Below are 22270 nucleotides of genomic sequence, written 5' to 3'. Positions count from 1 at the left end.
TTTATTCATAAGCAAACAGATCGCCACCATGGACATCTATCATATCAATTGCTTTACCGCCACCACGGGCAACACAGGTTAAGGGATCATCAGCGACCACAACTGGAATGCCTGTTTCTTCCATTAACAAGCGGTCTAGGTCTTTTAATAAAGCTCCACCACCGGTTAAAACCATGCCACGTTCACTAATATCAGAGGCTAATTCTGGAGGAGATTGCTCAAGCGCCACCATAACCGCGGAAACTATGCCTTGCAGAGGCTCTTGCAAAGCTTCTAAAATTTCATTGCTGTTGAGGGTAAATCCACGTGGAACCCCTTCTGCAACATTGCGGCCACGCACTTCCAACTCACGCACTTCATCACCTGGATAAGCAGAACCAATTTCGTGTTTGATACGTTCAGCAGTGGCTTCCCCTATCATGCTGCCAAAGTTCCGGCGCACATAAGAGATGATGGCTTCATCAAATTTGTCACCACCAATTCTCACTGATGATGAATAAACAATGCCGTTCAATGAGATGATTGCTACTTCTGTGGTACCGCCACCAATATCGACCACCATAGAGCCGGTAGCCTCAGAGACAGGTAAATCCGCACCTATTGCGGCAGCCATAGGCTCTTCAATCAAATACACCTCACGCGCGCCAGCACTTGCAGCAGACTCTTTTATCGCCCTTTGTTCAACTTGAGTTGCGCCACAAGGTACACAGATAAGTACTCGAGGGCTCGGACGTAAAAAATTATTTTCATGAACCTGTTTAATAAAATACTGCAGCATTTTTTCAGTCACATAAAAATCTGCAATGACACCATCTTTCATTGGCCGAATTGCTTTGATGTTACCTGGGGTGCGCCCCAACATTTGTTTAGCCGCTGCACCAACGGCAGCAACTGACCGCTGACCACCCGAACGCTCTTGGCGGATCGCCACAACAGAGGGTTCATTTAATACAATACCCTGGTCTTTAACATAAATAAGTGTATTAGCTGTCCCCAGGTCAATAGACAGATCGTTTGAAAATACGCCACGAAGCTTTTTAAATATCATGGGATGTTGTCCCTTCAGAAATAGCCGACAAAAAAATTGCCGCTAACTTTACCAACGCGCCGCATTCAGGGCAAGTAAAGCCAGCGAATATTGCATGATTTATCACGCCTTGCACTATTAGTTAATCGTTTGCGGTGACCTGCTCCTCAATAATTCGACTAAAGATGTCATTTGGCTGCTGTTCAAGCATTTCATATACCTGCTGGTACGCCAATACCGCTTTTACATAATTTCGGGTTTCGGTGTACGGAATGTTTTCAATCCAGACTTCCATTGGCATACTACCTTGTTCAGGTCGCCAGTCCTGCACCCGCCCCCAGCCAGCATTATACGACGCGATGGCTCGAGGCACACTGTTATTCATGCGTTTTATTAAAGATTTTATATATCCTGTTCCCATTTTGATATTGGTCTGAGGATCATATAGCTTACGGGTATCAAACTTGCGACCAGCGAGCACTTTGGCGGTGGCTGGCATAATTTGCATTAACCCACGAGCACCAGCACCTGAACGAGCATCAGCGGCAAACGAGCTTTCGCGTCGGGCGATAGCCATCGCCAAACTCGGCGCTATCCCGATGTCTTTACTCGCAGCAACAAATTCTTTTTGGTAGGCTTTAGGAAAACGTAACAATACGTCATTATTATAACCAGCAAGTGAAATACCACGCAGGGCTTGATCGTACCAATGCCACTTATGCGCCAGATAAGCCGCATGGCCCTGCTCCTCTTTGGTTAACGTTTGGCGGAATTTATACCACTCATGTCGAGCCATCCAGTCGCGCCCCAATTGCAAAAATTCATATGCACGCTGCGCACTGGGGGCTGTTTGAACCGCTTTTTCCAAGTCAGGCTTTAGCTGAATGCTGTCATGGTTGAGCTGATATTTAGTCCCTAAACGTGCGGCAGCTAAAAAGCCATAATAATGGCGTAAACCAGCAACTTCGAGCATGATCTCACGGGATTTTTTTAAATCGCCCAATTCGTGATAGGCTCGCGCTAGCCAATATCTATGCCCAGCTTCTGCGCGCTGCTCTTGATTTAAACCATTGATAAAAGAGATCAACCTCGACCAGCTTTGCTGGCGAACCAAAGTAGCCAAGTGCCATTGACGAGTTTTTTCGGTCCCGGCTTCTGGCGGTATCTTTTGCAGCCAAAAGAGCGCTTGGGGGTGTTGATCACTGGCTAACGCAAGGCCAAAAGTGATTGCAATTTCGGCCTGCTGCGCTGGCGTAAATCGTTTTTTATCCGCCAATCGCTGATAATGCTTTAACGCTCGCTCTGTATCTCGCCAAATTAACCGTTGCAGACCATATGCATGAATTTCAATCCACTTATCGCCGCTATGTTTGACCATTTTTGAATTTAAAATGGTCGCTGGATTCCGCCGAGTTCTATGCCAAGCGGTGGCCCACTTTCGCTCACCAGCCGGGAGCAAACGAGTGAGATAGGGGATTAACGAGTGGCTACCGCCATCAGCGGCTTTTTTTATTCGCGCTCTGACCATATCGTGAGTACGCAAACCGGCATCAGCCCAAACTTTAAACAAAGGGTCACAAGCTTTCGGCTGAGATTTATTTACACCCCATAAATCCGCAACTTTATCTGCGATGGATTCTATTTTAGCGCCCAGCTGCAATTCAAATCTATGCTGGTAACAAGTCAAATGCGCATCTGAGGTCGGTTTAAAGGCATTTAAATAAGCCACGGCGTCTTTTTTTTCAATAAGGTAATTTAACCAAGCTTTGCGAACTGGCCATTCCATTGGAGTGCTTTCATAGATACGCAAAAATTCGTTAATACGTTTCTCATTTGCGCGAAACGCATGGTTTTTTAAATAGGCCATTTCGATATACGGCATCAAAGGATAATCCGCCAGTGACTCTCGCCACTTTTGCACAGTGCGCCAGCTCCCAGAAGCGGCTTGTTGCTCGGCGATTACAAAGTTTTTCCTCTGAATTTCAATGGGCTGCTCAGCCATTGCCTGCAGCGGCGTAAACAGTAGCAGTACGCGCCACAATGAGCGAGTTAACCTAAACTTCATTTGATGTTAGTTTCCTTGGAGTTAGTGCTTGTTTTTCGACTCAACTTAACCAACAGAGGTTCAAAAATCAAACAGACGTTTGAATAAACCACAAAAGTGATTACACTCAAATCTATGTCTGCCGAACGTTTTAGAGGGTTCTATGTTGTATCAGGGTAACAACCTTTATTTAAAAAGACTAGAGTCAAACATTTTACAATTAGTATTTGCTTCTGCTAAAGGGGTGAATGTTTACGACTCGGCTACCCTCGCAGAGCTTGCGAGCGCAATTCAAATAATTAAACAAAAAAACGCAACTGGTTTAATTATATCTAGTGACTGCCCAGCTTTTATTGCAGGTGCTGATATCACTGAATTTTTAGCTAAATTTAAACAACCCGAGCCAGTTCTCAAACAATGGTTGGCGCAAATTTGCAATGAATTTAATCAGCTTGAAGACCTTCCGTTCCCAACCGTTTCAGCGATTAATGGTTTTGCTTACGGTGGAGGCTGTGAAACTCTGTTAACCACCGACTATCGCATCGCTGATCAGCAAGCATCTATTGGTTTACCTGAGGTTAAATTAGGCATAATGCCAGGTTTTGGCGGTAGCGTACGTCTACCTAGACTCATAGGTTTAGATAATGCACTGGAGATGATTTTAACCGGTCGCGCAATAGATGCAAAAAAGGCACTTCAGCTTACGCTCGTCGATGCGGTGGTCAGTACTGATAAATTGTTACTCGCGGCCATTGACTGTATCCACAGAGCTGCTAGCGGTGATTTAGATTGGCAACAAAAACGTGCGGCTAAATTACAAGCAGTGCCAATCGCTGGAAACGAGCGGCAGATGTGTCTTGTTACGCATCAGGCTAAACTGGCATCATTGCCTTCACAAAATCACCCAGCCCCCCATGCAGCCTTACGCTGTATCGAAAAAAGCCTAGATGAAAAACGCGCCGAGGCATTATTAAATGAACATGCGTATTTTAGCCAACTAGTGCAAACCCCACAGGCCACTGCGTTGGTTCGAGTTTTTTTACATGACCAAGCGGTTAAAAAGAAAGCCAAAAAAGCCCACAATACCGGTGCAGTCGGTGATTCCATATTAGTCTGTGGTGCTGGCATTATGGGTAGTGGCATCGCCTATCAGGCACTGACAAGCGGCCTCAATGTTACCTTATTTGACAGCCAAATAAGCGCATTAAAACGCGCTGAAGAAAAAATACAAATCCAGCTACAAAAAGATTTTAAAATGGGTCGTCTAAAACCAGCTCGGCTGACTGAATTACTGGCAAAACTAGCATTTCGTTCAGACTTAAATGGTTTACCGCAACAAGATTATGTGATTGAAGCGATTGTCGAGCAAAAAGAAGCTAAACAAAATTTGTTAAAGCAAATCGCTCCCTTAGTATCTAAACAAGGGGTCTTGTTAAGCAACACCTCAAGTATATCGATCGGCGAATTAGCGCAGGCCCTGCCCAACCCCAGACAATTTTGCGGATTACATTTTTTTAATCCAGTGCAAAAAATGCCACTGGTTGAAATTATTAAACAGGATAAGGCCACTGAAAAAACGCTCTCCAAAACCCATCAACTTGCCAAACGGCTAGCAAAAACACCGGTTGAAATAAATGATGGTGCTGGTTTTTTGGTAAACCGTATTTTGTTCGCGTATCTAAATGCCGTTCATCAATTATTTTTAGAGGGCGCATCCATAGAACAAGTCGATCTGGCATTGAGTAAACAGTTCGGCTGGCCGATGGGGCCGTGCGAGCTATTAGATATTATTGGCTTAGATACCGCGGCTAGTGTGCAAAGTATTTTAACGAAGGCTTACCCAGAGCGTATGCCAGAAACTAAGATTAATCTTTTTAAATTATTATCTGCACAGCAAAGACTAGGCAAAAAAACAGCGGCTGGTTTTTACCAATATCAAGCTGATAAACACGGTGTTATGCAAAAACGAAATGATGGGTACTTACAGCAACTGCAAAACGAGCTCAATATCAAACAACAGAATTTCAGCTCGCAACAAATTATTGACAGATGCCTGTTACCTTTTATTTTTGAAGCCGTTTATTGTCTGCAAGAAAACTTGGTCAGTAGCGTTTCTGAGGTGGAGATAGCAGCACTTTATGGGCTCGGCTTTCCGGCATTTAGAGGTGGACCTATCTGTTATCTAGAACAAACAGGTATCGCCACCATAATAAACAAAGCAAACAAACTCAAACCGCTCTCAGCCGCTTATCAAGTGCCACCCAAATTGACGTCAATGGCCGTGAGTCAGCGTAGTTTTTTTGAGGAGGCATAAGATGCAAGAAGTTGTCATTATAGATGCAGTGCGAACGCCAATGGGACGCTCAAAAGGGGGGATCTACCGTCAGCAACGTGCTGAAACGCTTTCTGCTGCAGTGATTCAAGCACTATTAACCCGCAACCCTGAAGTTCCGCCCGAACAAATAGAAGATGTTGTATGGGGATGTGTGATGCAAACGCTTGAGCAGGGTTTTAATATTGCTCGCCACGCAGCAATATTAGCCGGTTTACCGTACTCAACTGCGGCGGTCACTGTAAATCGGTTATGCGGCTCATCAATGCAAGCTTTACATGATGCAGCGCGGGCAATCATGACAGGCATGGGAGATATTTTTATCGTTGGCGGTGTTGAGCATATGGGGCATGTGCCTATGACTCATGGTCTAGATTTTCATCCGGCGCTAAATAAACGAAGTGCTCAAGGCGCAACAAATATGGGTTTAACCGCCGAACTACTGGCGACAAAGTTTTCGATCAGTCGCCAACAGCAAGATGAGTTTGCCGCGCGCTCTCATCAGTTAGCTGCGACCGCGCAAAACCAAGCTTTATTCGATAATGAAAAAATTTCAGTTGCTGCCCACAATGCTGACGGATTTTTGATGTTGGCACAAGATGACGAAGTCATTCGAGCAGACAGCGAAGCCGCTAAACTTGCTAAATTACCACCTGCATTTAGCTCGCAAGGAACAGTAACAGCGGGCAACGCATCTGCTTTATCTGATGGTGCAGCTGCGCTATTGATCATGTCAGCTGACAAAGCTAAACAATTGGGGTTACAACCGATGGCGCGAGTTCGCAGTATGGCAGTGTCGGGTTGTGACCCATCAATTATGGGGTATGGCCCAGTACCTGCTACCCTAAAAGCGCTAAAAAGGGCCAATTTATCGCTCAATGAAATTGATTTATTCGAGTTTAACGAAGCTTTTGCCGTACAAACGCTTACAGTTTTACAAGCGCTTGAGTTAACCGCTCAATTGGATAACAAAATTAACCAACATGGCGGTGCCATTGCGCTTGGTCACCCACTTGGATGTTCGGGTGCACGTATTTGCACCACCCTGTTACACCTAATGCAACAACGCTCAGTTAAACTTGGGCTTGCCAGCATGTGTATAGGCATGGGCCAAGGGATCACGACAATTTTTGAACGGGTTTAAAATTATGCCCCTTAAATACTTAATTTTAGTATTAACGGTGATAAGATAAATACATCACTCAAAATGTAGTTAAGGGAACCCAATGAACAAAACGAACAAACTAAAGCTTGCTTTAGCAAGCGCATTATTAGTCGGCAGTATGCAAGCTAAGGCAGACACAGTATTAGGTCTTTATGCGGGCGCTCAGTACTGGAATATCGAACCTGAGGGGCAATTTGGTAGCAGTGCAGATGATCAAGAAACTTTTGCTTTTGATGATGCTGGCAATGCCTCTTATTATGTAGCGTTAGAACATTTAGTACCCATTATCCCCAACATTAAATTACGCCATAACCAAATGGAAGATTTACAAGGTGGTGGTGTGATTGATAACTCTTATACATTTGCAGGTCAAACTTATCCAGAAAATACTAATGTGTCGGTAAATGCAGATTTAAGCAATACCGATTATATTTTATATTACGAGCTTTTTGATAATGGATTATTCAGCTTTGATTTTGGTTTAAACGTTAAACACATCGATGGTTTAATCCAAGTCACAGGCGTACCCGAAAATAACTCTAGCGGCACCTCAGCCAGCAGCAGCGAAGACTTTAGCGGTTTTGTCCCTATGGGTTATTTAGCCGCTGAAGTCGCTTTGCCGGGCACAGGTTTTTCAGTTTATGCAGATGGCAGCCTTTTAACGGTTGGTGATCATTCATTAACCGATTATCAATTGGGTTTAGCCTACGAGTTTGTTGATAATTTGGCCGTGGATATGAGTGTGCAACTCGGATACCGCAGCTTTGCTTTAGAGTTAGATGATTTAGAAGATATTTATTCAGATCTTGAATTTAACGGCGCTTATGCCGGCCTGCAAATTCATTTTTAATGACAATCAAGGTTGCGCTTATTCGTGCAACCTTGATTAAAACTGCACAACAAACAAACCATCTATCTCTGACTGACGTAAATTAGCCAATATTGCCGCTGCTGCATTTTCCGAAATAATTAAATCACTGCCGTTCACTTCCCTCACCTCGACTATCATAGGTTTATAGCCACTTAGATCCGCCGTTTTTGCCCGCCAAACAAAGGCTTTTTTATCCTGCTGCGCCAAATCACTCGATTGCAAAACTAAGTGTCCCTGCTCAGTATATATTTTTGTTTGCAGGGTCGCTGAATAATTTTTTTGCCCAACAGCAAAGATAAACGCGCGCTGAATCGCTTGTGGGTATTGTTCCGTTTTATAACGCTCAACAATATCTGATTCAGGTTCGAGTAAAGGCAATAAAGCATTGCTTAAATCTTGTTTGCCAACACATTGTTCTACAAAGTTATTTAAACACACGCCCAAAGTAACATCAGCTGTTACCCCACCGTTAACCGTTTGGACACTTGATGATTGTACAAAGGCTCCTTGCAAACTGCCTTGCACTCGGGTCGCAAAAGTTTGATTCAATGAACTCAGCTGAGCTAATGTTTGCTCCTGTGTAATTGGCAAATTAGCGATTTGCTGACGAAGTGATTCTGCTGCTTTTTTTCGAGCAATTTTTTGCGCTTCAAATTTTGCTTGTACTTTGTTGTTTATTTCACTTTTATCGATCTTGCCTGTCGCTTGTGCGGACAAAATATCACTTTTTAACAAATAAGGTGCAGCACTGAGCGTTGGGCTAAAAAAACTCAGCGCCCATGTCAAACCACCAGCAATCAACTTATTTTTTGTTGTAACTAAGTTAGCGAGTGCCATAAATTACCATGGTTTTTCCGTGTGCTTCAATTAACCCTTGTTCTTCTAGATTTTTTAAAACACGTCCAACCATTTCACGTGAGCAACCAACAATTCGGCCCAACTCTTGGCGGGTGATTTTAATTTGCATGCCATCTGGGTGTGTCATCGCATCTGGCTGTTTACATAGATCCAATAATGCCGCGGCCACGCGCCCAGTCACATCTAAAAAAGCTAAATCAACCACTTTACGTGACGTATCACGTAACCTGTGGGCCAATTGAGTAGAAACTCTAAATAATATCTCTGGGTATTGTTTAACTAATTTTTTAAAACGCTCATAACTAATCTCGGCGACTTCACATTCGCTGCGGGCACGCACAAACGCACTTCGAGATTGACCATCAAAAAGCCCCATCTCACCGTAAAATTCACCAGGGTTTAAATAAGCCAAAATTAACTCACGGCCTTCTTCGTTTTCAACACTCACACTGACAGAACCATCTAGTAGCAAATACAAAGCATCAGGTTCATCCCCAGCACAAATAATAGTGCTTTTGGATGGATAACGTCGTCGAGTACAATGTTTTATAAATGTTTGCAACTCTTCATCGTTTGCAACATGGTATGGCATCGTCATGGCTAATCTCTCATTCCTAAATTTTGTGATATATCACACAACTTTTATATTTTCCCCTTATAATACAATTTATCAGAGAAAAAGCACTGAGTTCTCTGATAATCTTGCACGCGAAAATATAAAGTATCGACTTAGTGATAATATTTTAGTAATAGTTATCTACTTTTAAATATTTATTATTAATCATCTTAACCTCTAGGTCTGTTTAAAAAAAGGAGATCATATGGAAAACATTACAACTTGGTTTAACGATAACCAAGAAATGTTATTAGGCTATTTAATCAGTTTTATAACGGCTATTCTGATTTTATGGATTGGCTTTAAAATTGCTCGTTATTTTGCAGGCCTGACCACACGGGTGCTAAAAAAACGCTCTGTTGATGGGGCTGTTGCTTCATTTGTTGCGAGTCTGGTTCATGCAATTGTGGCAGCCGCGGTTATTATAGCTGCGCTGAGCCATGTTGGCATTCAAACCGCGACTTTTGTTGCCATCTTAGGTGCAGCTGGTTTAGCAATTGGTCTGTCATTGCAAGGTTCTTTGTCTAACTTCGCCTCGGGTATTTTAGTGACTGTTTTTCGTCCATTTAAAGCAGGTGATTTTGTCCAAGCCGGCGGTGTATCAGGGGTCGTGAAAGAAATTCAGATATTTTCTACCATAATGACAACGCCAGATAATAAATATGTTGTAGTGCCTAACTCACAAATTACGGGTTCGCCAATCACCAATTTTTCAAAATACGATACACGTCGTTTAGACCTGGTGATTGGTGTCAGCTATGATGCTGATCTCCAACAAACTGAAGATTTATTAAAAAGTATTTTAGATAACCACGAGTTGGTATTAAAAGACCCCGGATACACTGTTGGTGTTGGCGAATTAGCAGATTCTTCAGTGAACTTTTTTGTTCGCCCTTGGGTAAAATCATCTGACTACTGGGCGTTATATTATAATTTGCATAAAACGATCAAAATTGAATTAGACAACGCTGGTATTGGAATTCCGTTCCCGCAAATGGATGTTCATTTGCACAAAGACGCGGAGCCAAGCAAAAAAGCAAAATAAAGATTAAGGATAAAAGATGAAAAAAACATTAACATACACTGGTTTAACCAGCGCTTTATTATGTGCATTAACAGCAAACGCTGCTGAAAAACCAAGTGTCGGTGAAGTTGAACTAGGCATTATTGCGACCTCAGGTAACACTGAGACCACGTCAATAAAAGGTAAAGTGAGTATCACTCATGATATGGAAAATTGGCGCAATCAATACCAATTAGATGCTCTGTATAAAAAAGACGAGATCCAAACTGAAATAAACGGCCAAACCGTTGATCAAGAACAAACGACGGCTCAGCGTGTATTTGCATCTGCTCAAGGTGATTACAAACTTAATACTGAACATAGTGCATTATTCATTTATGGTTCATATGAAGACGATAGATTTAGTGGTTACAATTACCAAAGCACAATTGCTGCGGGTTATTCAGATCAGCTGTTTGAAAATGATGCATCGTTTTTAAAATACAGCGTTGGTCCAGGTTATACCTTCAATGAGCTTGAAAAAACAGGTGAAACAAATGAAGCCGTTGTGATGCGGTTAGCAGCTGAGTATCAATACAAACTCAGTGAGAATGCAAAATTCACCCAGTTGTTAAGTACTGAAGCAGCTTTTGATTCAGATGAAAATACCCGTACCAAGTCGGAAACCGCTGTGAGTGCCAAGTTAATGGGTAACCTTAGCCTAAAAGCGGCGTATACCATGACGCATAACTCAGAAGTAGCTGAAGATAAAGAAAACTTAGATACTACAACCAGTATCACATTGGTTTATTTATTTTAATAGCCCAACCGACTTTGCTTGCAAAGTCGGTTTTAACTCTCAGGCTCTATCTGTTTGATTTGTCCACGCACCACCAGATATGAACCGGCCAAACCTAAGCCCATACTGATCCCTAATAAAAACAACATTTCATTAGCAGACAGGCCAATCAGTATATAGTCACTCTGGTACAGACTGGCAATTTCAGAAATCGCACCCGATAGATTCCAGCGGATCACTTCAATGCTTAACCAAGCAATCAAGCCACCAAAAAAACCGTACCATAAACCTGTATACAAAAAGGGCCGATGAATATAAGCATTTGTTGCACCGACAAGTTTTTGCACTTCGATTTCTTCACGGCGATTAACAATAGATAAACGTATGGTATTACCCACAATCAGTAACACGGATAAACACAATAATAAAGTTAAAGCACTCATGGCGCTTTGTACTAAACTGACGATTGCATTGAGCCGTTTTAACCAAGTAATATCCAGCTTACCAGCATCTACGTTAGCCGCTGATTCTAACTCTTCTAACAAAGTTTGTGCTGCTGAGGCTGTGCGATAATCAGCGGCTGGTATCACCAATACAACATCAGGCAAAGGGTTTTCATCCAACAAACTCAATGCTTGGTTAAAGCCTGAGCTTTGACTAAATTCGGCAAGCCCAGCACTAGCAGAAATAAACTGCACCGCTTCTATTTTATGATTTTGTTGCAAACGTCTGACAAATTCAGCCGTTTCTTGTTGCGAGCTTTGTTGTTTTAAAAATAAACTAATTTGTGCGGCGTTCTGAAAGCTGTCTTCAACTGATTGGGTATTTTTAACAATCACATACAAGGTTGCTGGTAAAGTGAGACTAACACCAAGCACAGCAACGGTTAGTAGCGAGGGGATGGGATCTCGCCAAATGCCCCCGAGCGAAGCCAGCCACTGACGAACATGGGCAAGAAAAAAAGCCGTGATCTTTTGCCATATGGTGAGTTTACGTTCAGTTGCGCCTGAGCTTCGCCGTTTAAATAATAAACTCATGATGACTGCCCTGTTTGCATAAAGTCCTGTTTCATTTCGCCATTTTTTAATGTTAGCGTGCGATACCTAAGACGAGCAATTAAACCTAAATCATGAGTAGCTATTAATACACAAGCACCAGCACGATTAAAATCTTCAAACAAGCGCAAAATATCAACAGATAATTCAGGATCTAAATTACCGGTTGGTTCATCCGCTAACAATATAGGTGGAGAATTAACTATCGCCCGGGCAATGCCAACCCGCTGCTGCTCACCGCCAGATAACATATGTGGCAAATACCTTTGTTTACTGGTCAGCGAGACTTTTTCAAGTGCCGCCATGACACGGTTGTGAACTTCCCGCCCACTATACCCTTCAATGACTAGTGGTAGCGCAATATTATCAAACACAGTTTGCTCTTTTAACAACCTGTGATTTTGAAATATCATACCAATATCACGCCGCACATATGGAACTTGCCGCGATCCAATGCGACTGAGTGCGTGGCCATTTATCAAAATTTCGCCAGCACTTGGGCGCTCCATTATCGAAATTAATTTAAGCAAGGTACTTTTGCCAGCACCCGAATGACCTGTTAAAAAAGCCATTTCTCCCGCCTGTAAATGAAAGCTCACTTTTCTAAGAGCGGTTTGGCCACCGGCATAGGTTTTAGATACTTGCTCAAATTTAATCATGATAGTTCGCTTTACTGAGCCTCTTCTTCTGTAAATAATGCTTCGATAAAATCATCGGCATTAAAGGTACGTAAGTCTTCAATCGCTTCACCCACACCAATATAACGGATGGGTAGTTTAAACTGATCAGCAATCGAAAAAATCACTCCCCCTTTAGCGGTGCCATCAAGTTTTGTCAGGGTAATGCCAGTTAAACCAACCGCTTCACCAAATAACTTAGTTTGACTGACCGCATTTTGCCCAGTGGTGGCATCTACCACTAACATAACTTCATGCGGGGCCGCTGAATCAATTTTTTTCATTACGCGGACTATCTTTTTTAGCTCTTCCATTAAGTGCGTTTTGTTTTGCAAACGCCCCGCGGTATCGGCAATTAATACATCCGTTTGTTTTGATTTAGCCGAGGCGTACGCATCATATAGCACAGATGCGCTGTCAGCGCCTGTATGTTGAGCGACCACCGCAATATTGTTTCGCTCACCCCATACTTGCAATTGTTCAACTGCGGCAGCCCTGAAGGTATCCCCAGCCGCCAGCATGACAGACTTACCCTGCGCTTGGTACTGACGCGCTAATTTGCCAATTGTTGTGGTTTTACCAACTCCATTTACGCCAACCATTAAAATAACAAAAGGGCCATTTGGATTTTCAGGCACCAAAGGCTGTTCAACTTGTTTTAAAATAGCCGACATACGATCTTTTACCACTGAGTAAAGCGATTCAGCTTCTTTTAATTGTTGTTTTTCGGCCGACTCGGTCACTTCGTCAATAATTTTTGTGGTTGTTTCTATGCCAACATCAGCCATCAACAATTGAGTTTCGAGATCCTCATACAATTCATCATCTATTTTTTTGCCTTTAAATAAATTTGCAAGTCCGCTACCGATAGAGAGTTTGGTGCGTTTTAAACTCGATTTTAGGCGCGCAAAAAAACCGACTTTTGGCTCAGCTTCAGTATTGTTTTTTTCAACCGATTCAACTGGGGTTTCAGTCACAAGATTGCTGTTCGCTGAGACGTCAGTTGATTCACCTGCTTTGGTTGCAATTTCAGCCCTTTCATCAATCGCAGTTTTGTTTGGGTTTGATTCTGCTGCCGGCTCTACTTGTTTTTTTTCTGATTTTTCATTTTTTCGGCCAAACCAGCCGAAAAGACCTTTTTTTTCACTCATCGAATATCATTTCTCTTTTCATAGGACTTAGGATCGGCTCAACTAATTCAAGCAATTGGATGTGAATACTCCACAGACCCCAAGATTATTGTACAATAACCATTAAACAGAAAGGTTTCAGGTTGATAATGGTATCACGCTCCCCGAAAAGACAAAACAAAGCAAAGCATAAAGCGTCACAAAGTTCTGGTTCAGTTCGGATTATTAGTGGTTTGTGGAAAGGCCGCAAGCTCCCCGTCGCAGACGAAATAGGTTTACGCCCGACCACGGATAGAGTCAAAGAAACACTTTTTAACTGGTTGATGTTTGATGTCCGTGATGCCAAAGTCCTGGATTGTTTTGCCGGTAGTGGTGCTTTGTCTTTTGAGGCAGCTTCACGCGGGGCAGCTAAAGTTGTAATGACAGAGTTATCAAAAAAAGCCTGCCTGCAACTCACAAACAATATCAGCCAGTTAAAAGCGCCAGCCAATTTATTTAGCCTGATTGAAGGCAATGCGCTTGTTTACACTGCTCAGCCAGCCAGCGAAGTATATGATATTATTTTTATCGATCCGCCTTTTAGACAAAATTTAATTGCTGAGCTTTGCAATAATTTACAGAAAAATGGCTTTTTATCTACTCAGAGTCTGGTATATATAGAGCACGAAGCAGAGCTAACCGACCTTGTTTTACCTGATAATTGGCACTTGCTAAAATCATCTCGGGCGGGGCAAAGTCAGTTCAACCTTTATCAAGTAGGTTAAATCTTATATGGCAAATAAGGATCCCAAACCATTTATCATCACCCCTGATGTGCGTGTTTTTTTAATCTGCGGGCAGGCTGCACCAAACGAACTTACTTCATTATTGTCCGAACGACTGCCAAAAAAAACGATTACCGAGTGCCCGGTCAACAATTTTTTAAACGGTGAACTTGAACTCGGCCCGGCCGATCTATGCATTTTATATCTCAGTGACAAAGACAATTACCAAGTACTTCCGTTAATCGCGTCGTATCAAGCAAGTGTTGCTTTATTGCCGCATCCAGATGCGCCTCAAACTGTCATTGGTTTTGGTATTCATTTTGAACTTGCCGAAGCCATTGCTGATATTTTTACCCAACCGACTCACTTAGTCGATGTTTTAAAGTGCAATCAAGAGATGGTTTTAAACTCAGTCGAAGTGGGTGATTTTGTTGGTTTAAGACCTGTGCGTATGAATCCACCGAGTTTAATTGATCGAGTCCGTAGCTTTGGCCGCCGCTGGCGTCAGATACGCAATCAAATACCCTTTAAAGTTACCCTTAGCACAGCCAAAGGTAAATCAATCACTACAGCGGCGACGGCTATTTCAATTATTGAACACGCCAGCAATACGCGTTTTGTGCAACAGTTGATTGGAGAGTCGAATATTAATGATGGTATGTTCCATACCGTTTTTTTAGCACCCAGAAGTTTGCGCCAATTATTTGTTGGTTTAATTAAAAGTGTTTTTAATCCATCAAGCCGACTACCTGATTTTATTGGCCATATCCGCACGAATCAGATGCAAATCACAACGGGCAAGCCGATCGAGTTTAAAATTGATGGCCGCCAGCACTTAGACTCAAAACTCACATTAGAGATTGAAAAATCAGCCCTTAGTTTAATACCGGGGCGCTTTCTACAGATTGAGCGCAGCGCTCCTCAGGTGAAAGAAGTTTTTCGAACCCAACATTTACCCACAGCAGATGCTGTGGCTGAGCTAGATAATAAAAACCTGCCGTGGAACATTCACGCCGGCACCGAAGAGTTTAGAGAACTATATCAATCGCTGCGGGAGAACGCGCTCGCATCTGGAAATTTTTTAACACTAATGGCTCTGTCAACTATGTTGGCAACCGTTGGATTATTTGCTAATTCCGCCCCAGTTATTATAGGTGCTATGATTTTGGCTCCTTTGATGGGGCCTATAATTTCGTTAGCCATGGGCACAGTCCGCCAAGATCAGACCTTATTAACTCAGTCGAGTAAAACCCTTTTTTTAGGTTTAGTACTGGCATTATTTTCAGGTAGTTTAACCGCTCTGGCGATCCCGTTAGATAGTATGACCCATGAAATGGCTGCTCGCATATCGCCAAATTTATTAGATCTAGGCGTAGCAATTATCTCTGGGGTCGCTGCCGCCTACGCAAATAGCCGAATTGAGATAGCAAAAAGTTTGGCCGGTGTTGCAATTGCGGTTGCTTTAGTGCCGCCACTGGCAACCACTGCAATCGCCCTCGCTTGGCTCGATTTGGATATGCTTGCTGGCTCTTTTTTATTATTTTTAACCAACTTATCAGGCATTGTATTGGCTGCCGCTATCACCTTTTCTTGGTTAGGTTTTTCACCATTTAAGATGGCACAAAAGGGATTAATTATTCCCGTTTTGGTCACAGCCCTAGTTTCAGTGCCGTTAGCCATCAGTTTTGTCCGTATGATGGATAAAAATTCCTGGTCTAATCAAATACGTTCAATCGAATTAGCTCAGGGCACTATCACTAACTTAGAAATTCAGAACTCGTCTCCTATTTTGGTAAAGTTTGATCTAATTGTTAAAAACTATCCAACTGAGGATGAGTTAAACGAAATAAAACAATTACTTGAATACGAACTTGAACAAGCAGTTACAATCCAAATGACACTTGTTCTGGAACGCTAGTAGCCCCTTAAATTGGATGAAAAAATTAATTCGCAAAAAAACAAAAAAAGTGGACGACATTTAACCAATTTTATTGCTACAATGGATTTGCGTGATAACGCAGCAGAAAAATTACCAGATCGTTTGGTAGTTTAGTTTTACTTTTTGTAAGAGAAAAAAATGTCAAATCAAGTTAGCGGTACAGTAAAGTGGTTCAATGATGAAAAAGGTTTTGGATTTATTGAACAAGAAGGTGGCAAGGACGTATTCGTTCATTACAGCGCAATCGTTGCATCTGGACGTAAAACCCTTCGTGAAGGCCAAGCAGTAACTATGACTGTTACTCAAGGTCAGAAAGGTCCTCAAGCTGAGAATGTTGTACCGGCATAAGGCTGTTAAATCTTTTGTGATTTAACCATTAGATGTTAAAGTCGACAAACCTTTGTCGGCTTTTTGTCTCCCCCTTCTGCTTCAAGTTTATAATCTTTTTATTTTGCCCTCTTTCTGGTTTTAATTTGCCATGTTGCATATTGCCGCCATCAAAAAAACAGCGGCTCCTTACGCGTTTAAAAAACACCTTCTAATTTTAACTTAAATAATGCAGCAACCGATATAGCATCATGGATACGACCTGATAATGCATACTCATACGCTTGTTGCAGAGGCATTTTTACTAATTTTAAATCTTCTGTCTCTTCCGGCGCGGCGTCACCAAATGTTAGGCCGGTCGCTAGGTATACAATGACTTGATCGTCAGTAGAAGAGTTAGATAAGGACATCTGTAAAAAAGGTTTAAGGTGCTTTGCCGTGATGCCTGCTTCTTCTTGCAGTTCGCGCTGAGCCGTCACTTCGCTTGCTTCACCTTTTGGACAACCACCTTCGATTATCTCCCAGCTATATTTATTTAATGGATATCTCCATTGGCCGACCAACCAAGTATTGCCCTCTTCATCGACTGGCACTATGCCCACTGCTGAATTTTGGAATTCAACAACACTATAAATACCTTCAGTCGCTGCGGGTGTCAGTACTTTATCTTCCCTCACTTTTATCCAAGGATTTTCGTATATCTGTCGACTTGATAATAACGTCCATGGATTCTTTTCGTCTAACATACAGGATCTCCTATTCAATAAACATTTATGTTGCACAATAAAGCATAGTGCTTGTGAGTGCCAGATTAACTCAGCTATAATCCATATTAAGCAACTGGTCTTACCTGTAAAAAATAAGGAAAGTCATTATGAGTCAAGTACTTAACCAATTAGTTCAGTTAATGTCGCTAGAGGATATAGAAGCCGGAATATATCGAGGTGCGTCACAAGATCTTGGTTTTGGTGCGGTTTTTGGCGGACAGGTGTTAGGTCAAGCGCTGTCAGCAGCACAAAAAACCATTGATCCCGAACGCCAAGTCCATTCTTTACATGCCTATTTTTTACGCCCAGGTGATGTACGACAACCGATTGTGTATAAAGTAGATGTGATCCGTAATGGACGCAGCTTTTCGACCCGCCGAGTTGAAGCCATCCAACACGGCAAAGCGATATTTTATTTGTCAGCGTCGTTTCAGTTGCCTGAAGAAGGCTTTGTTCATCAACAATCAATGCCAGATGTGACACCACCCGAAGCATTAAAATCTGAATTAGAACTGGCACGTGAACACGCAGATTTAATTCCGTTGCCAATACGAGATAAGTTTACTTGCGAGCGCCCGATAGAAAGCCGCCCAGTCGAGCCATTTAACCCATTAAAACCTGCACCAGCAGAAGCAAGTCGCCATGTCTGGATACGCGCAAACGGGCAACTTGATGCGCCTCATCCAGTTCATCAATATTTATTGGCTTATGCTTCTGACTTTAACTTTTTACCTACTGCTTTATTGCCCCATGCCCGCTCATTTATGGATCCTGGTTTGCAGGTCGCTAGCATTGATCATTCAATGTGGTTTCACCGTCCATTTGATTTTTCTGAGTGGCTACTTTATCAAATGGATAGCCCTGTCACTTCAGGCGCTAGAGGTCTGGTTCGTGGGCAAATATTCAATCGTGCTGGAGACTTGGTTGCATCCACAGCTCAAGAAGGCTTGTTACGTGAAAAACTTAAGCTCAACAATTAGGTTAATGCTGCTTAACAAAGCGGCGGATTGCCTTTATACCCAGGTATTTTGCTCTCATCAATGGGATCTATCTGCTCGGGGGACAAATACACTTGAGCAAATTTAAGATAAACTTTTTGTTCAATGAATATGTCAAATAAATCAGGATCTATATGCTTGTCCAGTTTCATAAAACCTAAAATGCGTAAACATTCGCTCAACGTTTTGGTTTTTTTATAAGGTCGATCTGACGAAGTTAATGCCTCAAAAATGTCGGCAATTGCCATCATCCGTGCTGGCACCGACATCTGCTCGCGAGTTAGGCCAAGCGGATAACCGGTGCCATCCATCTTTTCGTGGTGGCCGCCAGCATATTCGGGGACATTCTTAAGATGATCTGGAAAGGGTAACGAGTTAAGAATTTTAATTGTGATATCGATATGCTGATTGATTATTTTACGCTCGTCATCATTTAGAGTACCACGCACAATGGTTAGATTTTTAACTTCATCTTTTGTTAATAGCGGTTGCCGTTGTCCATCATCCGATAAATAACAACGAGCCGCGATGTTTGCCACTCGGCTTATCGCTTCCTCGCTCATCAATTCACAACCAAAATTTATCGCTTGCAAAAACTTAAAATCGTCATCAAGGCGATTTTTTTCGGCTTCACACTCGGCCAGTAATTGAAGACGATCGCTTATTGGCAAGTTTAGTGATTGTTTAATTGTTTGAAGTTCTAGGTCTTTTTTAAATAAGCTAAACCTTGTTTTAATCAGTTCAATGCGATCAAAAACCGTTTCAAGTTTAGTTGCCTTATCCATAATATATTCTGGTGTCCCTACTTTGCCACAATCATGTAACCAAGCGGCGATACTGAGCTCATACATATCATCGTCGGACAAGTGAAAATCAGCCAGCGGACCAGCGGTTGTTTGATTGACAGCGTCTGCCAATAACATAGTGATTTCGGGTACACGGCGGCAATGGCCACCTGTATAAGGCGATTTTTGATCAATTGATTCAGCAATCAATTTAGAAAAAGTTTGAAACAAACTTTGCATATCAGCGACCAGTTTACGATTATTGAGCACCACAGAAGCCTGAGATGCTAACGCGCAAACTAGCTTTTCAACGGACTTAGAAAATGGCACTACCTGTAAATTACCATCTGGTGTTTGCACACGCGCATTAATCAACTGAATAACGCCAAACAACTTACCATGCGGATCTGACATGGGCACAGCTAATACAGACACAGTGCGGTAACCCGTTTGCTGGTCCATCTTTTTTGCTGCGGTGAGGTCGATACCTTGTTCATTTTGATAAACATCTTGGATATTAATCACTTTATTCAGGTTTGCAGCTTGTGCAACTAATGCTTGCTGATTAGCATGCCCATCGACTTTCAGCGGAATAGGTGCAAAGTTAACCGTTTTCTGACTACTGCCACCTAAGTGCAAATCAAGTGAATGGTTAATCAAGGTTTCAAATGCTAATTCCTGGTCGACCGTAACTGAATAAATAGTGCCACCATCTGCACCTGTTAATGCTTGTGCAGCCAGCAATATTTCTTCCAGCAGCTTATGGGTATTTTTTTCAATCGACAGTGAGGTCGCTACTCGAATCAAATAGTCTATTTGTTGATCAATACTCAAGCCTGCGGCAGGCATAACATGACGACTCATACATGTTGCTCTTTTCTATTTTTGGGTATGCGTATAACTGCCGTCCCAGCTTGCATCTGGCGGTTGTTGTTGGTAATGCTTAGTCCTAGTTATCATTAAATCATACACCAATCTGGGCGAAAACTCTGCCTGTAATTGTCTAAATTTTAATTCAGATTCACAAAAACGCTTGGCTAAATAGTCCTGATAAGCTTGCTGATGCAAACTAAGCTCTTGCATTTCGGCAATAGAGACTTGATCTTTGCTGCCGATTGGCTGATAGATAAAAACCGCTTGCTGCTTTCCTTTGACTTTAACTTTATCAATGGGTCTAAAAATTATGTCAGGACATAAGCTTTGGCATGTTCCGCTCACTAAAATATCTACACCATAATATTTAGTTAAACTTTCAAGTCGACTACCTAGGTTAACTGCGTCGCCCAACACGGTATAAGCGCGACGAAACTCTGATCCCATGTCGCCGACATTCATCTCACCGGTATTTAACCCTATACCCACTTTAACTGCTGGCCAGCCTCTGACGCTAAATTCACGACTTAACTGACGGCTAACCTGCTGAATTTCTAGCGCGGCTTTCACCGCATTTTGTGCATGTTGTTGATCATCTAATGGGGCCCCCCAAAACGCCATCACCATATCACCAACATATTTATCTATCGTGCCTTTATGATTGAGGATTGTTTTAGTGACGGGCGAAAAATATTCATTTAAAAGTTGTTTTAATTGGTTGGCAGATAAGCTTTCCGAAATATTGGTAAAGCTACGGATATCACTAAAAAGAACCGTTAACTCCTTTCTTTCACCAGCAAAACTAACTTTTTCTGGTGCCGCTAACATCTTGTCGATATGTGCTGGTGGTACATATTGACGGAAGAAATTTTTAATCATTTTTTTCTGGTTATTTTCGGTAAAATAGCCAATTCCGACCTGACAAACCGTTAATAAAAGGACCAAAGACAACGGCAATAACAATGGAAATACCAAATTCAAGTAGTACCATGCAGCCAAGTTCACAGCAATGACAAGTGCTACACCAAAAATTCCGATTAAAGCAATGCTGAGCGGCTCAAGCCTCGGCATTAAAACACTTAATAACATGCCTACTAACAAAATAAATAGTGCGCTTAGTTGCAGCGCCATGTCGGGCTGATATTTAATTAAATGCGGCAGTAATAAGGCTTCGGCCACGTTTGCGTGCACTTCTACGCCAGGAAACTGCAAACCAACAGGCGTTTCTCGTAAGTCGGCTAAACCCACTGACGAAGTGCCGATAAAAACGATTGCCCCTATTAATTCAGATTGAACGAGCGGTTGCTGAATAAGATCTGTGGCCGAAAAATATGGAAAGCTCTTTTCTTGACCCCGATATGGAATCAAGATCCGGGCCTGCTCATCAGTGGGTATCCAAGTTTGATCTAACATTAATCCTGTGATGTTATAATAGTTGGCATAAGGTTCAGCTTGCAACTGGATCTGGTCTATAAATTGATAGGCTCGCACTGCAGCCAAAGCCAGAGATGCATATAATTGATCTTCGTATCGCATCACTAAAGACGCTCGTCTAATAGAGCCATCTGCATCTGGGCTTGAGTTAATATAGCCTTGACTAAAATCAAAATGGCTTTGTTTTGCCGCTGCTGCTAAGGTTGGCGTAATACCCACATAAGCGGCTTTATTTTGAATGCTAAGTTGTTTTATCGGCACATCAGCTGACAATGTCAGAGTTTTATTCGGTAACACCCCTGCACTTGCCAGAGCATCATCTTCAAACAAGCCACCAAGCACTATATCTCCAAGCTGAAACGTTTGACTCAATTGATAATCAGCGTCAAAGTTTTTTTCTAATTTTTTTAATTGACTGGTTAACTCAGGATCATTCGTATTGAGCAATATTTGACGAACAGGATTGCGCTCTTTTTCGGTTAGCATAATATCAACCGCAACGACAGCAGCCCCAGAAGCAAAAATGTGCTCAATTAATTGGGCGAGTTTGCTCCGGCTCCATGGAAAGCGTCCTTCTGCGCGAATACTTTTTTCATCAATATCAACCACAGCAATGGATGCTTGTTCGCTTTCAGGCCTTGGGGATAATAATAAATTAAAACGCAAATCGTATAAGATAGCATCTACACGCGCTATTTGATTGCCAATAGGATTGGACTCCGGCAATAACTGCAATGTACATACTAACCCAGATAACAACAAACCAGCCAGTACAGAGGTGTGTTTAAAACTCAGTTTGGGCATTA

At 42.2% G+C, this 22270-nt stretch carries 19 protein-coding genes; 9 read left to right on the top strand and 10 right to left on the bottom strand.

Features of this window, described 5'->3' with window-relative positions; all coding sequences use genetic code 11:
• Position 1: 1 nt before the first annotated feature.
• Positions 2 to 1045: a rod shape-determining protein gene (locus tag C727_RS0105180; RefSeq protein ID WP_026052574.1), complete on the bottom strand. Its 1044-nt coding sequence runs from the start codon at positions 1043 to 1045 to the stop codon at positions 2 to 4.
• Positions 1046 to 1169: 124 nt separating this feature from the next.
• Complete coding sequence (locus C727_RS0105175; RefSeq protein WP_017444568.1) at positions 1170 to 3092, bottom strand: lytic transglycosylase domain-containing protein; 1923 nt, start codon at positions 3090 to 3092, stop codon at positions 1170 to 1172.
• Between the two features lie 142 nt (positions 3093 to 3234).
• On the opposite strand from C727_RS0105175, the gene C727_RS18050 reads away from it, so the two are divergent.
• The 3 genes from C727_RS18050 (at position 3235) to C727_RS0105160 (ending at position 7418) form a co-directional block, all read left to right on the top strand.
• A complete protein-coding gene (locus tag C727_RS18050; protein ID WP_017444567.1) occupies positions 3235 to 5385 on the top strand; it encodes a 3-hydroxyacyl-CoA dehydrogenase NAD-binding domain-containing protein in 2151 nt (716 codons plus the stop codon).
• 1 nt (position 5386) lies between these two features.
• Positions 5387 to 6547, top strand: a complete 1161-nt coding sequence (gene fadA / locus C727_RS0105165; RefSeq protein WP_017444566.1) for an acetyl-CoA C-acyltransferase FadA — start codon at positions 5387 to 5389, stop codon at positions 6545 to 6547.
• 82 nt (positions 6548 to 6629) lie between these two features.
• Entirely contained in the window at positions 6630 to 7418 is a 789-nt protein-coding gene (locus tag C727_RS0105160) for a TIGR04219 family outer membrane beta-barrel protein (protein ID WP_017444565.1), read from the top strand.
• A gap of 36 nt (positions 7419 to 7454) precedes the next feature.
• Here the strand turns inward: C727_RS0105160 and C727_RS0105155 are convergent, their stop codons facing one another.
• Both C727_RS0105155 and crp read right to left on the bottom strand, forming a co-directional pair.
• Complete coding sequence (locus C727_RS0105155) at positions 7455 to 8276, bottom strand: hypothetical protein (protein ID WP_017444564.1); 822 nt, start codon at positions 8274 to 8276, stop codon at positions 7455 to 7457.
• On the bottom strand, positions 8263 to 8895 hold the full coding sequence (gene crp / locus C727_RS0105150; protein ID WP_017444563.1) for a cAMP-activated global transcriptional regulator CRP: 633 nt from the start codon (positions 8893 to 8895) through the stop codon (positions 8263 to 8265). The genes C727_RS0105155 and crp overlap by 14 nt, the downstream gene beginning before the upstream one ends.
• A 223-nt stretch (positions 8896 to 9118) precedes the next feature.
• Here crp and C727_RS0105145 point away from each other — a divergent pair, with 223 nt between their 5' ends.
• Positions 9119 to 9958 (top strand): mechanosensitive ion channel domain-containing protein, encoded by an 840-nt coding sequence (locus tag C727_RS0105145; RefSeq protein ID WP_017444562.1) that lies wholly within the window; start codon positions 9119 to 9121, stop codon positions 9956 to 9958.
• A 16-nt stretch (positions 9959 to 9974) separates the two neighbouring features.
• Positions 9975 to 10736, top strand: coding sequence for a DUF481 domain-containing protein (locus tag C727_RS0105140; RefSeq protein WP_017444561.1), 762 nt, complete (start codon positions 9975 to 9977; stop codon positions 10734 to 10736).
• A gap of 32 nt (positions 10737 to 10768) precedes the next feature.
• On the opposite strand, the gene ftsX is transcribed toward C727_RS0105140, so the two are convergent.
• Genes ftsX through ftsY form a run of 3 tightly spaced genes read right to left on the bottom strand, consistent with a single transcriptional unit; the run spans position 10769 to position 13598 of the window.
• Positions 10769 to 11752, bottom strand: coding sequence for a permease-like cell division protein FtsX (gene ftsX, locus C727_RS0105135; RefSeq protein WP_017444560.1), 984 nt, complete (start codon positions 11750 to 11752; stop codon positions 10769 to 10771).
• On the bottom strand, positions 11749 to 12429 hold the full coding sequence (gene ftsE, locus C727_RS0105130; RefSeq protein WP_017444559.1) for a cell division ATP-binding protein FtsE: 681 nt from the start codon (positions 12427 to 12429) through the stop codon (positions 11749 to 11751). The genes ftsX and ftsE overlap by 4 nt, the downstream gene beginning before the upstream one ends.
• A gap of 11 nt (positions 12430 to 12440) precedes the next feature.
• Positions 12441 to 13598, bottom strand: coding sequence for a signal recognition particle-docking protein FtsY (gene ftsY, locus C727_RS18045; RefSeq protein ID WP_017444558.1), 1158 nt, complete (start codon positions 13596 to 13598; stop codon positions 12441 to 12443).
• Positions 13599 to 13726: 128 nt separating this feature from the next.
• Here ftsY and rsmD point away from each other — a divergent pair, with 128 nt between their 5' ends.
• From rsmD to C727_RS0105105, 3 genes are all read left to right on the top strand, one after another.
• Positions 13727 to 14341, top strand: coding sequence for a 16S rRNA (guanine(966)-N(2))-methyltransferase RsmD (gene rsmD / locus C727_RS0105120; RefSeq protein WP_017444557.1), 615 nt, complete (start codon positions 13727 to 13729; stop codon positions 14339 to 14341).
• 7 nt (positions 14342 to 14348) lie between these two features.
• Positions 14349 to 16259 (top strand): TIGR00341 family protein, encoded by a 1911-nt coding sequence (locus tag C727_RS18040; protein WP_017444556.1) that lies wholly within the window; start codon positions 14349 to 14351, stop codon positions 16257 to 16259.
• Positions 16260 to 16418: 159 nt separating this feature from the next.
• Complete coding sequence (locus C727_RS0105105) at positions 16419 to 16628, top strand: cold-shock protein (protein ID WP_017444554.1); 210 nt, start codon at positions 16419 to 16421, stop codon at positions 16626 to 16628.
• A 176-nt stretch (positions 16629 to 16804) separates the two neighbouring features.
• On the opposite strand, the gene C727_RS0105095 is transcribed toward C727_RS0105105, so the two are convergent.
• Positions 16805 to 17353, bottom strand: coding sequence for an NUDIX domain-containing protein (locus tag C727_RS0105095; RefSeq protein ID WP_017444552.1), 549 nt, complete (start codon positions 17351 to 17353; stop codon positions 16805 to 16807).
• Positions 17354 to 17481: 128 nt separating this feature from the next.
• Here C727_RS0105095 and tesB point away from each other — a divergent pair, with 128 nt between their 5' ends.
• Entirely contained in the window at positions 17482 to 18354 is an 873-nt protein-coding gene (gene tesB / locus C727_RS0105090; protein WP_017444551.1) for an acyl-CoA thioesterase II, read from the top strand.
• Positions 18355 to 18365: 11 nt separating this feature from the next.
• On the opposite strand, the gene C727_RS0105085 is transcribed toward tesB, so the two are convergent.
• Together C727_RS0105085 and C727_RS0105080 are read right to left on the bottom strand one after the other, a co-directional pair.
• Positions 18366 to 20021 (bottom strand): HD family phosphohydrolase, encoded by a 1656-nt coding sequence (locus tag C727_RS0105085; RefSeq protein WP_017444550.1) that lies wholly within the window; start codon positions 20019 to 20021, stop codon positions 18366 to 18368.
• A gap of 15 nt (positions 20022 to 20036) precedes the next feature.
• Positions 20037 to 22268, bottom strand: coding sequence for a CHASE2 domain-containing protein (locus C727_RS0105080; protein ID WP_017444549.1), 2232 nt, complete (start codon positions 22266 to 22268; stop codon positions 20037 to 20039).
• Positions 22269 to 22270 lie beyond the last annotated feature (2 nt).

The sequence above is a fragment of the Gayadomonas joobiniege G7 genome, from assembly GCF_000300815.1.
GTDB classification, from domain to species: domain Bacteria; phylum Pseudomonadota; class Gammaproteobacteria; order Enterobacterales; family Alteromonadaceae; genus Catenovulum; species Catenovulum joobiniege.
Note: the sequence above shows the minus strand (reverse complement) of the source record. Positions and strands in the feature narration are given on the sequence as shown.

Coding starts and splice junctions, on each gene's coding strand:
- C727_RS0105175 (WP_017444568.1), bottom strand. CDS start 3,092: ATGAAGTTTAGGTTAACTCGCTCATTGTGGCGCGTACTGCTACTGTTT.
- C727_RS18050 (WP_017444567.1), top strand. CDS start 3,235: ATGTTGTATCAGGGTAACAACCTTTATTTAAAAAGACTAGAGTCAAAC.
- fadA (WP_017444566.1), top strand. CDS start 5,387: ATGCAAGAAGTTGTCATTATAGATGCAGTGCGAACGCCAATGGGACGC.
- C727_RS0105160 (WP_017444565.1), top strand. CDS start 6,630: ATGAACAAAACGAACAAACTAAAGCTTGCTTTAGCAAGCGCATTATTA.
- C727_RS0105155 (WP_017444564.1), bottom strand. CDS start 8,276: ATGGCACTCGCTAACTTAGTTACAACAAAAAATAAGTTGATTGCTGGT.
- crp (WP_017444563.1), bottom strand. CDS start 8,895: ATGACGATGCCATACCATGTTGCAAACGATGAAGAGTTGCAAACATTT.
- C727_RS0105145 (WP_017444562.1), top strand. CDS start 9,119: ATGGAAAACATTACAACTTGGTTTAACGATAACCAAGAAATGTTATTA.
- C727_RS0105140 (WP_017444561.1), top strand. CDS start 9,975: ATGAAAAAAACATTAACATACACTGGTTTAACCAGCGCTTTATTATGT.
- ftsX (WP_017444560.1), bottom strand. CDS start 11,752: ATGAGTTTATTATTTAAACGGCGAAGCTCAGGCGCAACTGAACGTAAA.
- ftsE (WP_017444559.1), bottom strand. CDS start 12,429: ATGATTAAATTTGAGCAAGTATCTAAAACCTATGCCGGTGGCCAAACC.
- ftsY (WP_017444558.1), bottom strand. CDS start 13,598: ATGAGTGAAAAAAAAGGTCTTTTCGGCTGGTTTGGCCGAAAAAATGAA.
- rsmD (WP_017444557.1), top strand. CDS start 13,727: ATGGTATCACGCTCCCCGAAAAGACAAAACAAAGCAAAGCATAAAGCG.
- C727_RS18040 (WP_017444556.1), top strand. CDS start 14,349: ATGGCAAATAAGGATCCCAAACCATTTATCATCACCCCTGATGTGCGT.
- C727_RS0105105 (WP_017444554.1), top strand. CDS start 16,419: ATGTCAAATCAAGTTAGCGGTACAGTAAAGTGGTTCAATGATGAAAAA.
- C727_RS0105095 (WP_017444552.1), bottom strand. CDS start 17,353: ATGTTAGACGAAAAGAATCCATGGACGTTATTATCAAGTCGACAGATA.
- tesB (WP_017444551.1), top strand. CDS start 17,482: ATGAGTCAAGTACTTAACCAATTAGTTCAGTTAATGTCGCTAGAGGAT.
- C727_RS0105085 (WP_017444550.1), bottom strand. CDS start 20,021: ATGAGTCGTCATGTTATGCCTGCCGCAGGCTTGAGTATTGATCAACAA.
- C727_RS0105080 (WP_017444549.1), bottom strand. CDS start 22,268: ATGCCCAAACTGAGTTTTAAACACACCTCTGTACTGGCTGGTTTGTTG.